The sequence below is a fragment of the Microbacterium panaciterrae genome, from assembly GCF_039541635.1.
In the GTDB taxonomy this organism is placed as follows: Bacteria; Actinomycetota; Actinomycetes; order Actinomycetales; family Microbacteriaceae; genus Microbacterium; species Microbacterium panaciterrae.
Map to the genome: position 1 here is coordinate 34,543 of NZ_BAABGP010000007.1, position 17,931 is coordinate 52,473.

Sequence of the window (17,931 nt, forward strand, 5' to 3'; positions counted from 1 at the left end):
GAAATGGAGTTCTAAGCGCTGAATGGATGATCAATCGACAGCCCAAGCGGTCCGGGCAGCCTTCGACGCGGCCACCGTCGAACATCTCGGATCCGGAACCTTCGGTGACACGTGGAAAGTTGACGCCGTCGAGGTGGCCGGAACTTCGATCACGTGTGCCGTGAAATTGCTACGACCGGAGTACTTTCGAGCGCATCTCGTTGAACGAGAGGTGGGAGGTCTTCGTGAATTCGATGACCCTCGAATAGTCAAACTTCACGACGTGCGGGAGATCAGTATCAACGACGTCACGCACACGGCGTTGATCTGCGAATACATCCCCGGGGGCGACGTTCACGCAAACCTTTCAGCCAATATGCCGACCCAGGACGAAGTTCTCACCTTCGCGGTCGGCCTTCTGGGCGCAGTCAGCATGTTGCACAAGGTTGATCGCGTCCATCGCGACCTAAAACTTGCGAACGTCATCCTCCGCAATGGCGACTGGGCAAACCCGGTCCTCATCGACTTCGGGCTGTCCAAGGGTGCCGGCGACGCGACCGTCACCCTCTACCCGAGCCGGATCGGATCTCTGCCGTTCATGTCTCCTGAGCAGCTCGCTGGAGAGAAAGCACGCAAAGCATCCGACTTGTGGGCATGCGGTGTGATCCTTTACATGGCTCTCACCCAACGACACCCGTATGTTGACGACTTCAGGGGCCTGAGCGAGGACGACATCGCCGACCTGGTATCCGGCCCGCCCAGACCCCTTCCTTCAGATACCATTCCGGTCTTGGCGGCGATCACAACCCGACTCTTAAGCGAGGAGCCGTTCGAACGAGGCACCGCTAGCCGAGCCTTCAAGGATCTCCGGAAGGCAGCAAAGTGAATAACAAACCTACCCCGCAACCGGAGCTGGGGGCTCCGTTGAAACGAATCCTCTCAGGCAAGGTCCCGGTGTACATCATTCATCGGGGGGCCCAGTTCCAGAACCGAATCCCTGAAGTTTTCACCGGCCTCGCAGCTTCGAGCGGAACCGCGCTGGGTCTTGGAACCGTGGCGAAGATGCAGAGCATGGCACCGAAGTCCCTCTCCGAATACCTTGGCGGTGTCGGAGTACCCCTCCGAATTGCCGACCCCGAGCTGTTCCGCAGAGCGGATTCCGGATGGGACGGATTCGACACAACAAGGGAGCGCAAGCGCGCCCTCCCCTGGCGGTTCTACGACAACGTGCCCACGAAACCGGACCGAACATGGATCGGCACAGTTATCCAATCCCAATACGATTCCGGCGCCACCGTCGCGCTGTCCGCGACAGGCTGGGTTGACGCAACGAAGGCGAACATCCAGCTTGCGAATGCGATGGCGTTCGTGAACGCGAGCCGGCAAGTCGTCCAGAACGATCCAATGTTCGTGAATCTAACGCTCGATTACCGCTGGCTGACCGACAAAGAACTCCGCGGCATGCTGCTCCAAGAAATCGTTGAGAGTTCAGAAAAGCACTGGTACCTGCGGTTCTGGTGGCCGATCATCACCGTTCGCTACGGGCAGCTTCTCGACCCGGACGTCCTCCGGGGCTACCGCATTCTCGCTCGCACTGCAGCGCTCGAGGGTAAGCGGCTATACCTCCCTAATTCCGGTTTGACCGGTTGGATCGCGACATCACTCGGCGCGACTGGTTTCTCAACCGGAACCTCATGGCCAGATCAGGCGTTCGCACGGCAGCGCCCGATGGGCGGACGGAAAGGTCAGAAACCTCCACCCCACACTCCGCGCATGTTCGATCGTTCAATTCTGCACACCGTTGACCACACTGTCTTTGAACGTTTGTTGTCGCAGAGCGGTCATCGGCCGTTTCCTACGTCGTTCTCAAGCGAGATCGCGGCGACAGGGCACACCAAAGAGCTTGCAGGGTTGCACTATCTCGAGTCTGCGGGGAACCTACAAGCCAAACTTGCAGGGAAGGATCCAACGATCACGGTCGAAAAAGCGGTCCGTCGCGGAACGCGCTTCCTCGATTCCCTGGACCCGTTGGACAAGCCAACTGGCGGCAACAGCCCCGTCCATCTGAACGAGTGGACGCAACTGCTCAACTAGTCATCGAGGCGCTCTAGGCATTCGGGGCGCTCGATGGATCCTTGTTCTTAGGCACCAGGCGGGAACCAGCCAAACACCGGTGCCACCTGGCCGGCACGCTCGCCTCGGAGATACAGTTCGAGGCTTCGTTCGGCGATGAGGGCACGACCCACCTGGGTTTGGTTTCGAGGCAGAACGGTTTTCGGACGAGCTATCACCGAATGCCGGCCGGTCGCCGCGTCGACCACGATTATTCCGATCCCGCGAGCGGCGATCGCCGAAGCCTGCTCGACGGCGCCTCGCGCGTGCGCGAGGTCCAAGGCAATGTAGGCCGCGTCGGCGGAAAGCTGCTGGTGGCGGGCCTGATTGAAAGCACGCAACCAGTCGCGGAGTTTGGCCTCAACAGTGACTACCCGCCGGCCGGCCGGCCGCGCCTCATCTCGCAAAACGACGAGCGGTCCGACTTCTTTCAGCCATCCAAGCTGGAAAAGCATCGGCACGAGTGAGCGACGAACATACTCTCGCGAAGAGTTGACGCGCTCCGCGATTTCAGGAATCGAAAGAGGGCCCCGTCGAAGAGCCAGCACGGCTCGGACTTCAATGTCGGTAGTCAGGCACCTAACGCCGCCCGCGACTCTCGCATCAATGACGTTCTGATCAAAACGAACCGCAGTGAGGTCGGGCACTCCACGCGCGGCCGGCACCTCCCGGAACGTCGCAACTCTAGGGTCGTTGCGCCGGAACACCGACAACGCGAACCTGGGCTCCAACGCATCGACCAAGTCGATCTCGTAGCGGAATCCCGTAGCGCGACTGCGACGGCCGATTTCAGATGTCAACGTCATCCAAACCAGCCTTCCCTAATTTCGATCGGCAGCCGATCGCCGCCCATGGGCAACGTCCCTGCCAGCGATGGGTTCCTCGTACGACTGACAACTCGCCCAGCGCTCCATCTTGCGTTCACACCATAGTAGATGCGGCGAACTTCCCGGGAAGAGATTCCGGAAGCAAGGCCCAGATGGATCCCCGAACGATCGGAGCCGCACAGATCCCGCTGAAAGGCCCTAGTCAGGCCATTCGATCGATCACAACCGGCTTGCCCCTTCACTGTCGGTACCCCGACCGATACACCGCCGAGTAACACAAGTTACTCCGCGGCACTCGCTCGCCTACGCTGGACAGATACGACCGAACAGCCTTGAGACTCGACTCGCGTGCTGGATATGGAAGTCAGGGAGGCGCGACTTCGATGCTCCGCACGATGTTCAAATCGAAGATCCATCGGGCAACAGTGACCGACGCCTCGCTCCACTATGTCGGCTCGCTTACTGTCGATCTCGACTTGATCGACGCGGCGGACCTGCTTCCAGGCGAAAAGGTCAGCGTGGTCAACATCGCCAACGGCAACCGATTTGAGACGTACCTGATTGCCGGCGAACGCGGATCAGGCGTGATCGGGGTAAACGGTGCGGCCGCGCACCTCGCGCGCATCGGCGACCTGGTGATCGTCATCTCCTATGCCCAACTCTCGACCGACGAGCTCGGTTGGTTTCAGCCGTCGGTCGTCCACGTAGACGCGAAGAACAGAATCGTCACGGTAGACGCCGATCCGGCCGGGGCGGTCATCGAGGGTGTCGCTGCCCCGCCTCACCTCGCGTGACCAACGTGCGTCACCAGAAGACTTGGCCGCACCGGCCCGCGCAAAGCGTGAGCCGGCGTCGACTCCTCGGACCGTCAGTCCGGCGCCCAGCCTGAGTTAATTGCCGGGTCGACCCGGCCAAAGGTCCTTACCGAGCCCCTGCTCGAGTCTCGCGATGGTGTACAAATCCGGCCACACGTCCCCGACAAGGATCGACCGCAGAACCGTATGGTTCATCCCGAGCTCCCGCGCCACTTCCCGCACCGGCCGGTCACCAATCGCGTCTCTGAGGTTGTTTGCGAACTGTCGGGCGACTTCACCGATCGGGTTCTCCGAACTCACCGTCGGCCACCCGCGCGTGAGTTCGCGCGGGGCGGGACGGTCCGATCTCGGCATGTTCCGAGCATAGGTGCGCCCGATCTGGTCACGCTTTCCCCTCGCCGCACATGCTAGCTATCGAGCACGCTAGACGGTTATTGTATTAAACACTTCAGAGTTCACCTTAGTCAGTTAGCGCCTTCGATCCCATCCAAGTCGCACGACTTTCGAGATCGGAACCCTCGATGACCGAGTTTCAACCACACCTGCCCAACGACCGATGGGCGAGCCTCAAGCCGTTCGTCGACGCAGTCATCGCCGACAGCGCCGGCCTCACCGCCTACAACGACCGCGAACTCTACGCTGCTGTCACCCCCCTCGCGAATTGGCTCGTCTACCACGTCGCGCTTCCCCTCGACCGCGATGTCGCCTTCGACCCGCACACAGTCGACCGGTTCTGCGTCGAAGGGCTCGCCCACTACACGAAGGCAGGACGTGGAACGATACGGTCCCGACTGCGACGCGTCGCCGAGGCGCTCCTCCCCGAAATGGATGAGTTGGCGCGAGAGCGGCCGATGGGGCCTTCCGCACCTGAGTCGCCATACGTTGAGGAGGAAGTCACCTCACTCTGGTCATGGGCGAACGCGCTTCCAGGCGCGGTCGGTTCGAACGCGATGCGGCTGCTTGCGCTTGGTCTAGGCGGTGGACTTTTCGGTGCGGAGATCGGCCGTGTCCGAAACGGAGACATCGTCGAACAGAACGGCGTCCTCGCCATTCGAGTTGGCGGTCTACGGCAGCGACTAGTTCCAGTCCTCTCCGACTGGCGTGCCCCCCTTCAGAGTTTTCGATTAGCACCTTCGGGTGGTTGGGTGTTCCGCGAAGGTCGCGACACCAACAATCGCAACCTGGTCACCGACTTCGTCGGCAGGCATCCCTGCCCGGTGGAACTCCATGCCGGCCGGATGCGAACCACCTGGATCGTGCATCACCTGAGCATCGGCACACCACTCGCGGTACTCCTCGCCATCGCAGGACTTCGAAAGGCGGAAGGGCTGGATCGCTACCTACGATTCGTCAGTCCACCCACCCAGCAGGAGGTACTAGGGCTCGGAAAAGGGCACCAGCTGCAAAGTCTTACGACGTGGGAAGCGTCGCAGCAGCCCGAGAGTTGAAGGCCAGCCTGCCAATTTTGTGCACATCGGACGCGGTATCTCGATGCGCACACTGCACCCTTGGGACCCGGTCGCCAGCTGCAGGGGGGTGGGCTGGCGACCGGGCTACTTCGAACGCCTCCGAATGTCGCGCAAATCAGCCTTGCCGCGACCGTCCGGAGGCGTGTCAACATATTCGGCTATGGATGCGGCATCAAGACTGCGCGATACATTCCGTAACACTTGCGCAGCCGAACGCAACTCCACTTCTTGCACAGCAGTGAGCGGCGAGCGCACCCCACACAGTTCTTGAGGCGGCCAACTCAGCCGATCATGAGGTGAGAGCTTTCGTGGAGCCGGCAGCCACACGCCCACTAGGCCAATGGATTCGATAAGGTGACCTGTTCAGCCCTTGGGCGGATACGGGTCCTTCTTGCCAACGGTGTCCGTGTTCCGGATCTGATTGTTGTCCTTGCGATGGTCGCGAACTTCCCCACCGCCACTGTTCTCAGCAAGCGCACGAGCGGCGGCATGCGCTTCGGCTTGAGTTTCAAAACGTCCGGAAGCGCGCGAGGCTCCCTCGCGTTTCGCACCCCAGTCGCCCTTGTCCTTGTCGAACTGCACGTCATAGTCAGCCACGGCAACCTCCTCGATAGATGGGATGCGATGAACCTACTCCCCTGGCTTCGTCATCCCAACCGACCGACGAGGTCGACAATCTCGCGGTGAGGAGTTTCCCTTATTAACAGGTGATCACCACAGCACCTTTGCGCTCCCACTCGCTCCAACCCCGTCTCGTGTGCTGGTTGGCGAGATCGCTTAAGCGATTCCCTGCGAGCATGGTCCTGCACTCGGTGCACAGCCGGGGACCATCAATTGCGACAGCTGGGCCACCGGGTGTGCAACGAAGTGGTTCGGGTGCAATTCGGTCCACTGCCACACAAACGTGGGCTGTCTCCCTGGTAACTCTGCACTTCAGTTCGACTTTGACAAATGAACTAGGCATCTCGTCCTCAATGAAGAAGCCGTTCGGGCGGCCCTTCACCAACAACGCTACCGGCGCCCACCGACAGAGAACCGTTGCCGGACGTTCAGACGCGGACTAGGCCCCCGGGGTGCCGGGCGCGTCGACTTTCGACGAGGGTTGAAACCCTCTCCATTTTCGACTGACGCGATGTGAGGTGAGGTGCCAACCACCGCAGTCCGTACACGGGTAGATGGCGAGTCGACCGATGAAGCTTGGCTTCGATCTGATCGCTTGGATCGCCTTTGCTGCGGCGGCCCGTGTAGGGTGACGGAATTTTGTGCACATGCAATCTCCTTGGAGGGAGGGCGCCACAAATAGCGCCCGATGATTGCACTGCGTATCTGAATCGGTCGATCTGAAGGTAGCAGACGTGTCCACTGCTGCAACAGTGCTGTCTCCGCGGTCCAACCGGATTCAAAAGAAGCGCCGCCCCTCCTCTCAAGAGAGGGAGGACGGCACTCCAGGAAGGACTCAAGCCAGACTTGGGGTGACAGTTGCGACCGTCGTGACGGTCTTCCCGTTGATGCGTGCCGGACGATCGCCTGGCCGATGTTCCCAAGCAGGAGCATGAGGACGTAGCGCAATTCGTACGCGACTGGCAGCAGCTCTTACACCTTCAACGAAGGTCACCGGGAGCTCGAGCGCGCCCGCCTGCGTCTGGGGATACACGCTCGCGGTCAATCTCGCATACCGCGGCGGCGGCTACACCACACCCAACGCGATCGTTACGAACGGAACGGGGATCCTAGGCAACGAGACAACTGTGATCCAGATCGCCAACTACAGCGGCACAGTCCCCTACGTGGGTGGCCACCACCAGTTCGCCAGCGGACAGAGGAACAGCTAGACACGTGTAGAGCAATCCTGCTCGGCCCGCGAGCAGTGGCTTTGGCGAATTTCTTCGCTATTCATTGCACTGCTCCACATGGGCTATCGGTTCGTCGGGAGGCAGATCCCGGAAGAGGTCGCCGTCGTTCTTGCGAGCGTAGTTGGAGTTGACCGAAGCCTGACCGCGATCGAGTTCGAGTTGAAGTACCCGTTTCAGGAAAACGTGAAGTGGATTTTCGACGGACTGGTTCGCTATCGAGACCGCATACTCCTGCCGGCCAAGCCATCACCCTCGCGTGCGCATAACCGCAACATCGAACAGGGCCCGGACGCATCAGCCGGGCCCCAAAGGCACTTGACAAGCGGCCTTTTCCCGGACACAGTGCCGACCACGGATCTCTGCCGCATTTCGCAGCGCGGCCCCCGAAAGCGGCGTATCTGCAATCGTCTACTGAGCGTCAGGAGTCTCGTAGCCCTGGGCCTCGCGAAAATGTCGGGCGCTAGTGGCGCGCGCATACGGTGGCCGACATCGACCGCGCCTCGAGTGCAAGACGGCCAGTCTAGGGTGCGGTCAGAACCGTCCTCGAACAAAACATGGCGGCCTAGGTTCCCTGAACACAGCGGCCACTAGGCGACGCAGCTTTGGACCTGTTCAACCAGAGCTGAAGTCCCGGATGGCAGATGAGGTGCCGGTGCTAGATGAAGGCCAAAATTCGAGGTAGACAGTATGGTATATCCAGACGTGCCAGGAGAGTCAGATCAAGTAGAGAGATTGGTGCCTTGTGACGCGGAAACACGGGCTTTTTGGGCAGCTCGCGAACGCGGCATTATGCCTCATCGCACTGGGGGCACTGGCTGGTTGCGCGACAACGGCGTCCGCGGAGCCAAACGCGAGTTTGGCACCTACGCCGACACCGCTCGCCGTGACCGTGCCGATCCCCGACCTAGGGTCTTCGCCAGCCCCGGCGCCGCAGACCCCGACCCAGATCGAACAGATTCGTCTCTCCATTGCCGATCAGGCCTGGCGTCAGGTGCTGCTCCAGTACCCCGCGGCCCTTCGGCCTCCGGTGGCCTTCGGTGGGTACATCACCGACGCCGCCGAGGTCTCCGTGATGTCCCAGTGCTACTCCGAGCACGGCGTCCCGATCGCTAACGGGTACCCGGCCGGGGCGAAGAAGGGCGACCCGCCCACCAGTGTCGGCGCCGACGCGAGCGATGAGCAGGAGGCGATCGGTGCTTGGCTCTGCAATGCCGAACATCCCTACCGTCCAACCCCGCCACCGACTCCGCAACAACTTGAGTATCTCTACGATTACCTCACCGAGTTCCTGGTGCCCTGCTACGAGGCCAACGGCATCACTGAACCGCCGGCCCCGTCGCGCGCCGACTTCGTGGCAAAGTGGCCACACCAAAACTGGTATCCAGCGGACGGCGCCGGCATGGATGGCGACAAAGCTGCGGCGATCACCAAGGCGTGCCCGCTACCGAAATAGGAAGCACAAATCCCCGATCGGTGTCGAGTAGACCGGCTGGCTGTGCCGCGCATAGACGGGGGAGAGTGACCGGCCGGGGCAAGTCGGACGCCCCATCCAAGTGGACGACGAATCGAACCGATCGGCTGCCTACGATAAAGAAGGAGATGTAATGGGGAAACTGACACACTCGCCGGCACTACTTGCGACGGCTTTCGCAGGTCTTGCTTTCTTGGCTGGGTGCACCGCCGACGAGCCGGCCGTCCACCACGTCACATCAAACAGCCACACACCAGCTCACACCGATGACGGCAAAGCGGCGACGACCTCCGTCACGGTTGCGACGGGAACCCTCGCGTCACCGGACCAGGCAACTTCCGGAACGGTCAAGATTGAGGAGACTGACGGCCGTTTCAGTATCACGGTGTCGGACTTCGTCTCCAGCCATCCCGGCCAGGTATCCATTCTCTTGAACGAACCGGAGACGTCGGTATGTGAGCAGGCTGCTTACGCGTGGAACGCTGGCGAAACAGCTCCAGAAAGCGTCCTCACCGCCCTGCTTCCGTCAACGTCGCCCGGCTGGACCAATCCCAGCAACTTTGTTGCCCTCACAATCGCGCAAACCGACCCTGCATCGTCCGAGGGATGCGACCTCAAGGGGATCGCGTCCGCGCCTCTGAAGTGGACGCTAACCGACCCGCGACCCTCGCTACGTCCCATCGATTCAGGAAGCGAACCCGGCGCAGAAGGGACGGTAACTTCCGCAGGTGGAATCCCCACGTCGTACCTAGTCGCTGCTGACGACACCTATCGTGACATCGCGAAACGGCTCGGGATCTCCGTCGACGACCTCGAATACCTCAACCCCGACCGCGCCCAGGGCGACTACACCCACCCGACCGTCAACCTAGGAACTACGCTCAACCTCGATCCGGCGAGACGCTGACCATGGACTCAACGAAGTCAAGGGGCAGAGGGACGTTATCAGCTTCCGGGGGCAGCAACGATCGTTTTGGCGCGAAAAACGCGCATTGCCTCAATCCTTTAGGTCCTTGGTAATAGCGCGATTAAGTCCTTGGTGATAGCGCGATGCTATCCGCCTGGCATCGTCGAAATTGCGAAGGTTTCGGTTCCGTTCGCCGTTCAGGCGTTCTGCACTTTCAACATGTCGTCGCGGAACGGTGCGCCGTCTGGATTGAAGGACGCACCGGCAACAATCGGTGCAGTATGTGCAGTGTCCGCGATGAGGCTCGCGATTTCGTCGCGCAGCCCCGCGTCCGGCCGTTGAGTGATGCCTTTGAGTTGAAACGGGATGAGATTCACTATCCCCGCGAATTGAGCATCAGTGAGCGTTCCGGCAGTGCGCTCCGTCATTGCGCCGTTGATAGCTGTCTGGATGGCCGACACCGCTGAGCAGGTGACGGCTATACCTGAATCTTCGGTTGTGTGCGTTGCGCTCGGCTTCGGTGCGGCAACCGCTTGGTCGGCGAGGGCAGAGCATCCCGAGAAAAGGAGCACACCGGCGAGTGCTGCGGTGCTTGCGAAACCGACCCTTCGGGCCAGACTGGCGCTACGAAGTCGGATTGTTGGGCTAGTCATCAATGATCGCCTTCCATATTCTTTTTCAGTTGCGGAACGGCGGCGGGCCGTTGACGACCCGCCGCCGCGATCACATGTTAGTAGGGGAGGTTCCACTCGGATATACCCAAGCGTGCATGGCCCGTTGGCCCCGACTTGCTGGATCGCGCGTGCGAGTATCAGAATTCCTTCCCGCCGCACGTGCGGACTGGCTGAAAGCTGCACTAGTGCAACTTCCTTTGGCTACCTCGCTTGTCTGCCGCCGGCCTTCAGCGGGCCGAAGGACTCGATCGCTACATGAGATTCGCGGCAGCACCTACCGTCGAAGAAGTACTCAGGCTGACCCACCGAAAACAATGACTCTGTAGTGCGAGCCCGTGCGCGAACCCCTCGGACTCTGCGATCCGCGACCGGTTCCTCCGATCAGATCGCATCTCGCGACGAAGTGAGCGGTGACTAGCGGGGAGCCACCGCGATGCCAGATCTCTTCTGAGAATGCGTTTATTGATGAGCTTCGAAGGGGGAGTCGATTCTCCGTTCGGAACGGTGCGAACGCCCAACCGGTCGGGCTCCATTCGATTGTCCGAGGCTTCCGGCAAGCTGATGGCATGACAGATCTCGCCTATATGGTCCGCGAAGACTGGGGACAACACGGAACCGGCATGGCACCTCAAAGCAAGATCATTCGTGACTGGCTCGGTGACCTCCCGACTGTCTTCGCGACGACCGATCTGAAGAAATACGCTTCGCTGAACAGCGCTGACCGTGAGTTCGTCGAATACGTTGTCGGAAGCGCTCACTCCGCGAAGGTCGTCCAGTTCCAAGACTTTCGGCAACTTCGACAACCGGGCGAACCGGTCGAGGGTGCCCTTGTGGCACTTCATCCCTACCTGGAACACGACTGCCAGACGCTTAACGACGTTGTCGATGTCGGACGCGTGTCACGTCTGTTTGTCATTGTCTGGTCGCGCAAAGACATGGTACGCATCATGCTGGACGGACTCGGCGCGATCGACCTCCACACGGGCGGAGCCGCCCCATTGGTCGACCCCGTCCAACTTGAGGCCGCGAAGTGCATGGTCTCCGAACAGTACAACGGGCTCTCGTCAGGAAACGGAAAGGCCGCGGTCGTCCAACTTGTCCGAGCGTTCACGGCGGAGGGGTACCCTCTCGACACAGATTCCTGGCTACGTGCGTTTTTCGCGGCCAAAGGTGAGGTCCGCCACGCCGAGTCCATCAGCAAACTGGTTATGGAAATGCAGAAGGGCGTCAAGCATCGCGTCCGCGAGCGCTACCGTCCCGAGATCGTGTCCATTCTCCGCGAGCGAGCAGCGAAAGAACCCTCTGCCTGAACTAAGTGAGCGGACGCCTCCTCTGACCAGTTGGTCCGATCGGACAGCGCGCCTCGGCGAAGCGAGCGGGTAACCCATTCCGGCGGCGACGGCAACATCAGGATCTCGTCGAGGATTTCCTCGCGTGCATGACCAGCCTTGAATGGCACAGTCAATGCCGCTTCTCCGTTCGCTTGAGCAACGGCTCCGTAGCCCTGTTCTCGTTCAGGCTCCATCGACACGAGGCGCGCGTCGAATCCGTCCGACTTGTTGGCCGTTCTATTCGAGGGCGTGCTGTACGAGGAAGCTTCAAGCCACGACCATCCGGTCGCGCTCACGGTGAAGCCTGCGGCTTCGAATAGCGACTCCATGCCCAAGGGCACTTGGGCGATCAACTGCTGGTATCGATGGAAACGCACCCACTCGAGGGCACTTTTCAGGAGGGCGCGCCCATACCGTTGCCCACGATATTCGGCGGCGACCGCGAGTGAACGCACCTCGATCGTCGAGTCCGACACGTAGGGAACGCCGGTCAGAACCCGGGTCTGGCGTTGCCCGCACACATACCCAACGAGGTCGTTTGGTCGTCCGATGACGAAAACCGGGCGGCGACGGAGTTCCGGAGATTCCTCGACTACCAGATCCACTAGGTCGTCAATTCGGGTGTCGTCGCCGAACAAGTTTCGCGCCAGGTGAACGATGGCGAGAGCATCATCCTCGGTGATCGTCTCACGGACTTTCCGCATTGATTTCGGGCCTCTCTGCCTGCCGCGCATAGAGCGTCGACAGCATCAACTTGAACAGAACGGGATTACACGCATGTCTGAAATCACACCTCGGGTCGCTTCAATTGAAATGACCGGAGAACAGATCACCCGCCTCGGCTACATCGAGGCTGGACAGTATAGGGACGCATCCCCGGAGGAAGTCTCCCTGATCCTCGGGGAGCCGCTCCCGGCGGATTCCCCGATCTTCCAGCTCCCGGACATGAGCCGCCTGTTGAAACTATCGGACGCCAGTTCGATGTCGTTAGCAGGCGAGGTGTCCTCGACCGAAACTTGCCAATAGTTCACACGGGCGATCCGGGAATCCGCCTCCAGCGTCTGATGGTGATGTCCTCAATGACGATCAACGAACTCAGTCGGGCCAAGCCGTCGTGCGGCTGCGCCGATCGGTAGCACCGATCAGCTAGAACTCGGACGATTCGCGCCGTGGGTACCGGCGGGAACTAAACTCGGCAGGATTCCAAGCCCAAATGCCCGATCCGCCCACGCGACGTCTTCGAGCCGCATGATGATGTCGCCTCGTAGAAGCCGGCCGAGCCGGCCGTAGTCGATGTTGTTCTCTGCCGCCGCGTCCTCGATGGTCAGACCTGCTCGCAGGATCGCGCGTCGGACATTCACGGCAACGCTGTGCTGTATCTGAGCCGAAGCAAGGTTGTCGAGTTCCGTCGCGGACATCCTCACCGAGGGTTTCCAACCGATCGTTTCAGCGCTGCCGAACTTCTTCGGTTCCAGCGCGTACGACTTTGGAACGAAACGGGGCGACGACATCCTGCGATCGTATTAGTGTTTGCGCCTTTGGCGCAAACCTTCGAGGTATGGGAGATACCTCCACGCTTCACGAATGCCGCGCATAGGCCTGTTGCACAAGAAAAACAATTGAGAAAGGTGCCCATGTCCGACAACTCCGAGATCATTCACCGCTGCAACCCCTTCGAGCGTTTCCGGCGCCTGCTCGAGTTGGCCAACTTGAACGAAGGCGAGTTGCTCCAAGCTGAACGATCCTGCGACTGCGAATCCAGTTGAGAATGGCCGCGCGGATCAATCTTCCGGTTATTGCTTCCGCGCCCTGGGTCTTCGCCGCATTTACTTCCATGGAGGATGCTATGGGTATTTCTGTACGGCGGGCTGTGGCTTGTGTTGCAATTGTTCTAGCCGCAGCAGCTATTGGTGCTGTCATCGCTGCTGCTGGGCCCGCGTGGTCCATTGCTGGCGCATCGAAAGCGACAGTCGCGTTCTGTCAGGCCGCCGGAGGCGCTGCCTTTGGGCTAGAGGCTGGAGGAACGCTGGCCGGCCTCTGGTGGCTATGCGGATTCCCATTCCCGACTAGGCGGGTAGGCGATCCTCCTTCCTGGTCCGTAATCGAATCCGAAACGCTCGTGGTAATAGATTCGGGCCAGCCGCTTCGTCTGAGCGGTGCTTCGGATCTGGATATTCCCGACGTCGTCAACCTGTTTGAGAAGAGAACGCACCATCGCGTCGGCTAGATGCTCACCCCGCCTGACGGCAACAAGGTCCTTCGGCCTAAGAATCCAGGAATCACCTGATCTGGACCGCTCGAAGCTGACCGTCATGAAAGCTCTTCCCGGGTCGCATAGGACAATGCAGTTCGGTCTTCGCGGTGACAGGTAGATGGCCTTCCAGGCAGGAAAGATCACAAAGGCCGCAAAGATCACTACTACACCGCAGCTGAAGGCTGGAATCAACGACAACCACGTTTGCCAGCCACCGTCGCCCGCCTGAGTCAAGAGGATCCAAAGGATCAAGAACGCCGGGCTGAGACCGACGCCGAGACCGAGGAGCCAGGCAGGGAACCAGATACGCGTCGGAAATAGGGCGCCCGGATGTTGACCAAAGCAACGCAACGCCGTCCGAAACGCCTCCCACTGGTTTGAATCAGTGACTTCGTAACCTGCCGCCAAGGCGGCGACTCCGGCAATTTCGACTTGATCCATGCGCATCGTTTGTCCACTATCGACCGCCCAAGTATTCGGGTTAGGCCGCGGGATTCGCGGAGGACAACCCAATCCGCGCGAATCGGATGGAGCAGCCTCGCGTTTGCCCTAAAAGCGCATTTGCGCCAAAGGCGCAACTCGCGATCGCATCTACCCTCGTGTGACCAACCCAACCAATCCCGAACCGACCCTAGCCGCGACGCCTTCCACTGGTTATTCTAACCAACAGGAAGAAAACCGCCGTGTCATCGCCGCGTACCGGTACCGCAACGCAGGCGAACACTGGGACGCGATAGCCGACTTCGTACGTGCAACCGTGGTCCAGCTCGCATACCTGCCGACCAGGGTCGTCAGAAGCTACCTGACCTCCCTATCGAAACTTGCCCTCTGGGCGTACCTCCACGGAATGCCCCTCCAGGATCCTGCCGACATCCTCACCCCTTCCGTTCTGTTCCGCTTCGACAAGGAGGAGCTCAGCAAACACACCCCGGCTGCGCGTCGGAACGAACGGACCAGACTTCGAAATCTGATCGGGAGAATAGGTGACGACGACCCCACCTATCCCCGCAAACCTCCCCAGAGAGACATCCGCCCGTCCCTCTGGTACTACAGCCCAGACGAACAGGTCGCCTTCGTCAGTTCGACCAATACCCGCAACACCGAACGGCAACGCAACAACATGCGCGTATTCCTCGGGCTCGGCTTCGGCGCCGGCCTAACCGCCAAGGAGATCAACGACGCGAGAGTCGGAGACATCACCCAAATCGCGGGCCACACCGTCGTCCGCGTCCACGGCAAGCACCCGAGAACGGTGCCCGTACGCGCCGACTGGGCGGGACTACTCATCCGAGGACTCGGCAACCGGGACCCAGACGACGTCGCCATCGACGGGTACCGCGAATCTCGCAAGGCCGACTCGCTCGCCTACTACCTCCACCGCGATGCACCCAACGAACCACACCCGCACGCATCCGGCATGCGAGCCACCTGGATCATCGAACACCTCATGCGTGGGCTCCGACCCGACGTCCTAGCCGGCCTCGCCGGAGTTTCCGTCGACGGGCTCGTCGCCTACATGCCGCGGATGCCCGACTACGACCTCGACGACTACCTCGACCAGATCGTCGGCGGTGACGCATGAACGACCTCATCGAAGGCTTCGACGTCGACACCGATCTTCTCCTCACCGAACAGGAGATGCACACCTTCAGCGGTCGACACGCAGTGTTCCCCCACCATGAAGTGCTCACCACGGACAAGTGCATCCAGATCACCGGGGTGCTCCCAAAAATCAAAGAATGGCGCGACGAAGACCGAGCCGGCAAACACCCCGGAGGCCCCGCACCATACGTCGACGACAGGACGATACTCGTCGTCCTCCTGCTACTCGCCCGAGAACACGCACCACTCAACGAAACAGCGATCGCTGAAGTCATGCACCGAAGACTGACCAAAGAATCCCGCGACTTCCTCGGCATCCCCCAGGCTCTTCCACCCAGAAACCCGGAAAAGGGCGGGACCGAGGAGAAAAACTGGCAGAACCACGCCTACAACGCCTTCCAGCGCATCCTCGACACGATGGACCCCCACCTCGACACCAAAGGCAACCGCCGCCGACTCCTCAACAACGCAGAACGTCAAGCCATCCTCACCGCCCGCGACCTGAACACGATGCGCCGCAAGAAGGAACGCCTCGACTGGTTCAGCCAACAGCTCCTACAAATGACGTTCACCATGCAGCCGCGACGCCTCCGCCGTCGGCAGCGGGTCGCGAACATCTCCGTCGATCAGACGCCTGTGCCCGTGTACACGAAACGCGGAACTAGGAAGAACCAGCAGACGGGCGAAGAGTACGAACGTCTGGTCAAGGAGATGGACGCCGCCTGGTACAAAAAGCCCGACGATTATGTGTGGGGTTTCGCCGCGAACTTCGCAGTTAGCTGCGGAAGCAACCTCGGCGAGGAGACAGACTTCCCGATCACCATCCGAGCATTCACACTGAGTGTTCCGAACGTCGACATCCCCGGCGAGGCCGTGAAGCTCGGACAGCAGCTCCTGAACGCCGGCCACTCCGCGGGACGATTCTCCGTCGACCGCGGCTACTCCTCCAACTCATCAGTCGACCAATTCCACAAACCGGTCCGAAACATGGGCTATCAGCCCGTCTTCGACTTCACAAAGAGGGAACTTGGCGAGAAGGAGGGCGGCCAGAACGGATCCATCTACGTTGAAGGTGCACACCTGTGTCCGGGCACGCCGGAAGAACTGATCAACGCGTCAATCCGCGCCAACGAACTCGAATTCGACGAGAAGACCTACCGCGCGCTCATCCAGGAGCGGTCACTCTACGAACTCCGAAACAAAGAGGCACCCGACGTCTCCGGCAAAGTGAAGAAGATGTGCCCGGCCCTCGGAAAGCAAGCGAAGATTGAGTGCCCACTACGGGAAATCCACCCGGAATCTTCCGAGAAACCGAAGCCGCGTGTACTCAAGCGGAACGTTCCAACGAAGCCGGACAAGATCTGCTGCAACACCTCGGCAACGTTCGTCGAAAACGACGAAACGATCAAGTCAAAGCAGCATCTTCGATACGGCACCCGCGAGTGGGCAACCGTCTACCAGGCCGACCGGAACATGGTCGAAGGCATGAACGGGTACATCAAAGACGAACACGCCGAGAACCTTGCATCCGCCGGACGTCGGTCCGCGTCCGGGCTCGCCGCCCAGCAGGTCCTGGTCACCATGTTGATCGTGTCCGCCAACATGCGAAAACTCCAGTCGTTCCTGAAGCGTGAAGCGCAAGAAGCAATCAAGACGATCAAGGCAATTTATCCACGCTCGCGTCGCCGCGACTTCGCCGGCTGGGGGACTTACAAGCGCAGGTGGGGACCGAAGCACGAAAGCATATACGTCCCCGGTCGAGACCAACCGCTTGAGATCACCGCGCTGCGAACATAGACCGACGCTCGTCTACACGAACAATCGCGCCCACGCATGTAGGCGCTATTTGGCGTGCCCGGGAGCACCCGACGCGCATGTCCGCGCATACGATCGGCGCCAGCCTGCCCAGAATCCCCTCCAACCCGACCGCATCAGCCTAAAAGCCAGTGCTACCAGAGCCAACATGAGCTCAAATCCCGCATGAACACGAAGAAACGGCTCCGCAGTAGCGGAGCCGTTCTCTTTTGGGGGTAGTTCTTAGATCAATTTCGTGAAGACCTTAGAAGGCCCCCGTGGCGGTGACGGTGGGATTTGAACCCACGGTAGGGGGTTACCCTACACAACTTTTCGAGAGTTGCACCTTCGGCCGCTCGGACACGTCACCGCGGAATAGCTTACGCGACGCCGCGGTCACGCGCGAATCGAGCGGATCGCTGCTCCCGACTCCGCCGGGTGCACCGGATCCTGCCGAGTGCACGGCTTGTCTGCGTGAAGATCCCGTGCACTGGGCAGGATCCCGTGCAGTCGCGGGTGCGGGGCGCGGGGGACACGCGATGCCGGGATCCAGCGCGAATCAGGGCGCCTCACCAGCCCGCGGCGACCTCGGCGTGGGTGCGCAGGATCCCCTCGGTGGATCCGGCGGGGGCACGGCCGATGCCGCACTCCGTCGCGACGCCGAACTCTGCGACGTGCGCGGAGGCGGCGGCGATGCGGCGGTTGGCGCCCTCGGCACCGTCCTCGCGGTGCACGAGTCCGAGGTAGAGCTCGGTGCCCTCGGCGAGCGCGAGGGCGTCTAGGGCGTGTCTCCTATTAGGGTTGCCCAGGTGAGGCAGGCGTGTAGGACGGCGCCGGCGCGGT

16 protein-coding genes, 1 tRNA gene and 1 pseudogene are annotated in these 17,931 nt (G+C 60.8%); 10 read left to right on the forward strand and 8 right to left on the reverse strand.

The features are described 5' to 3' along the window. The first annotated feature begins 22 nt into the window (after nucleotides 1-22). Nucleotides 23-865 carry a serine/threonine-protein kinase gene (locus tag ABD882_RS04780; RefSeq protein ID WP_345184906.1) on the forward strand — a complete coding sequence of 281 codons (843 nt, stop codon included), beginning with the start codon at nucleotides 23-25 and terminating at the stop codon, nucleotides 863-865. Beyond that, the gene (locus ABD882_RS04785) at nucleotides 862-2,073 is read left to right on the forward strand and encodes a hypothetical protein (RefSeq protein WP_345184907.1); all 1,212 of its coding nucleotides are present in this window, start codon (nucleotides 862-864) and stop codon (nucleotides 2,071-2,073) included. Before ABD882_RS04780 ends, ABD882_RS04785 begins: the two co-directional genes overlap by 4 nt. A 47-nt stretch (nucleotides 2,074-2,120) precedes the next feature. Here ABD882_RS04785 and ABD882_RS04790 read toward each other — a convergent pair whose 3' ends face one another. Beyond that, on the reverse strand, nucleotides 2,121-2,897 hold the full coding sequence (locus tag ABD882_RS04790; RefSeq protein ID WP_345184909.1) for a hypothetical protein: 777 nt from the start codon (nucleotides 2,895-2,897) through the stop codon (nucleotides 2,121-2,123). 404 nt (nucleotides 2,898-3,301) lie between these two features. Here ABD882_RS04790 and panD point away from each other — a divergent pair, with 404 nt between their 5' ends. Then, nucleotides 3,302-3,712: an aspartate 1-decarboxylase gene (gene panD / locus ABD882_RS04795; protein ID WP_345184911.1), complete on the forward strand. Its 411-nt coding sequence runs from the start codon at nucleotides 3,302-3,304 to the stop codon at nucleotides 3,710-3,712. A 542-nt stretch (nucleotides 3,713-4,254) separates the two neighbouring features. Next, a complete protein-coding gene (locus ABD882_RS04800) occupies nucleotides 4,255-5,181 on the forward strand; it encodes a hypothetical protein (RefSeq protein WP_345184913.1) in 927 nt (308 codons plus the stop codon). 384 nt (nucleotides 5,182-5,565) lie between these two features. Here the strand turns inward: ABD882_RS04800 and ABD882_RS04805 are convergent, their stop codons facing one another. Beyond that, complete coding sequence (locus ABD882_RS04805; RefSeq protein ID WP_345184915.1) at nucleotides 5,566-5,799, reverse strand: DUF2188 domain-containing protein; 234 nt, start codon at nucleotides 5,797-5,799, stop codon at nucleotides 5,566-5,568. 2,139 nt (nucleotides 5,800-7,938) lie between these two features. Here ABD882_RS04805 and ABD882_RS04810 point away from each other — a divergent pair. After that, nucleotides 7,939-8,508: a hypothetical protein gene (locus tag ABD882_RS04810; RefSeq protein ID WP_345184917.1), complete on the forward strand. Its 570-nt coding sequence runs from the start codon at nucleotides 7,939-7,941 to the stop codon at nucleotides 8,506-8,508. Between the two features lie 151 nt (nucleotides 8,509-8,659). Then, a complete protein-coding gene (locus ABD882_RS04815; RefSeq protein ID WP_345184919.1) occupies nucleotides 8,660-9,433 on the forward strand; it encodes a LysM peptidoglycan-binding domain-containing protein in 774 nt (257 codons plus the stop codon). A gap of 197 nt (nucleotides 9,434-9,630) precedes the next feature. On the opposite strand, the gene ABD882_RS04820 is transcribed toward ABD882_RS04815, so the two are convergent. Continuing rightward, a complete protein-coding gene (locus ABD882_RS04820; protein ID WP_345184920.1) occupies nucleotides 9,631-9,861 on the reverse strand; it encodes a hypothetical protein in 231 nt (76 codons plus the stop codon). An 812-nt stretch (nucleotides 9,862-10,673) separates the two neighbouring features. Between ABD882_RS04820 and ABD882_RS04825 the strand changes: the two genes are divergently transcribed. Next, complete coding sequence (locus tag ABD882_RS04825) at nucleotides 10,674-11,417, forward strand: hypothetical protein (protein ID WP_345184921.1); 744 nt, start codon at nucleotides 10,674-10,676, stop codon at nucleotides 11,415-11,417. Here ABD882_RS04825 and ABD882_RS04830 read toward each other — a convergent pair. Then, complete coding sequence (locus tag ABD882_RS04830) at nucleotides 11,357-12,142, reverse strand: GNAT family N-acetyltransferase (protein WP_345184923.1); 786 nt, start codon at nucleotides 12,140-12,142, stop codon at nucleotides 11,357-11,359. The two genes, ABD882_RS04825 and ABD882_RS04830, sit on opposite strands and share 61 nt — an antisense overlap. Before the next feature lie 73 nt (nucleotides 12,143-12,215). Here ABD882_RS04830 and ABD882_RS04835 point away from each other — a divergent pair, with 73 nt between their 5' ends. After that, nucleotides 12,216-12,464: a hypothetical protein gene (locus ABD882_RS04835; RefSeq protein ID WP_345184926.1), complete on the forward strand. Its 249-nt coding sequence runs from the start codon at nucleotides 12,216-12,218 to the stop codon at nucleotides 12,462-12,464. A gap of 116 nt (nucleotides 12,465-12,580) precedes the next feature. Here the strand turns inward: ABD882_RS04835 and ABD882_RS04840 are convergent, their stop codons facing one another. Continuing rightward, nucleotides 12,581-12,949: a helix-turn-helix domain-containing protein gene (locus ABD882_RS04840; RefSeq protein WP_345184928.1), complete on the reverse strand. Its 369-nt coding sequence runs from the start codon at nucleotides 12,947-12,949 to the stop codon at nucleotides 12,581-12,583. Between the two features lie 533 nt (nucleotides 12,950-13,482). Further along, nucleotides 13,483-14,133, reverse strand: coding sequence for a hypothetical protein (locus ABD882_RS04845; RefSeq protein ID WP_345184930.1), 651 nt, complete (start codon nucleotides 14,131-14,133; stop codon nucleotides 13,483-13,485). A 160-nt stretch (nucleotides 14,134-14,293) separates the two neighbouring features. Between ABD882_RS04845 and ABD882_RS04850 the strand changes: the two genes are divergently transcribed. After that, nucleotides 14,294-15,274 carry a hypothetical protein gene (locus ABD882_RS04850; RefSeq protein WP_345184932.1) on the forward strand — a complete coding sequence of 327 codons (981 nt, stop codon included), beginning with the start codon at nucleotides 14,294-14,296 and terminating at the stop codon, nucleotides 15,272-15,274. Beyond that, nucleotides 15,271-17,091 carry a hypothetical protein gene (locus ABD882_RS04855; protein ID WP_345184934.1) on the forward strand — a complete coding sequence of 607 codons (1,821 nt, stop codon included), beginning with the start codon at nucleotides 15,271-15,273 and terminating at the stop codon, nucleotides 17,089-17,091. Before ABD882_RS04850 ends, ABD882_RS04855 begins: the two co-directional genes overlap by 4 nt. 276 nt (nucleotides 17,092-17,367) lie before the next feature. On the opposite strand, the gene ABD882_RS04860 is transcribed toward ABD882_RS04855, so the two are convergent. Together ABD882_RS04860 and ABD882_RS04865 are read right to left on the reverse strand one after the other, a co-directional pair. After that, a tRNA-Ser gene (locus tag ABD882_RS04860) sits at nucleotides 17,368-17,458 on the reverse strand. Between the two features lie 199 nt (nucleotides 17,459-17,657). After that, nucleotides 17,658-17,931, reverse strand: a pseudogene (locus tag ABD882_RS04865) (hypothetical protein); the annotation flags it as partial.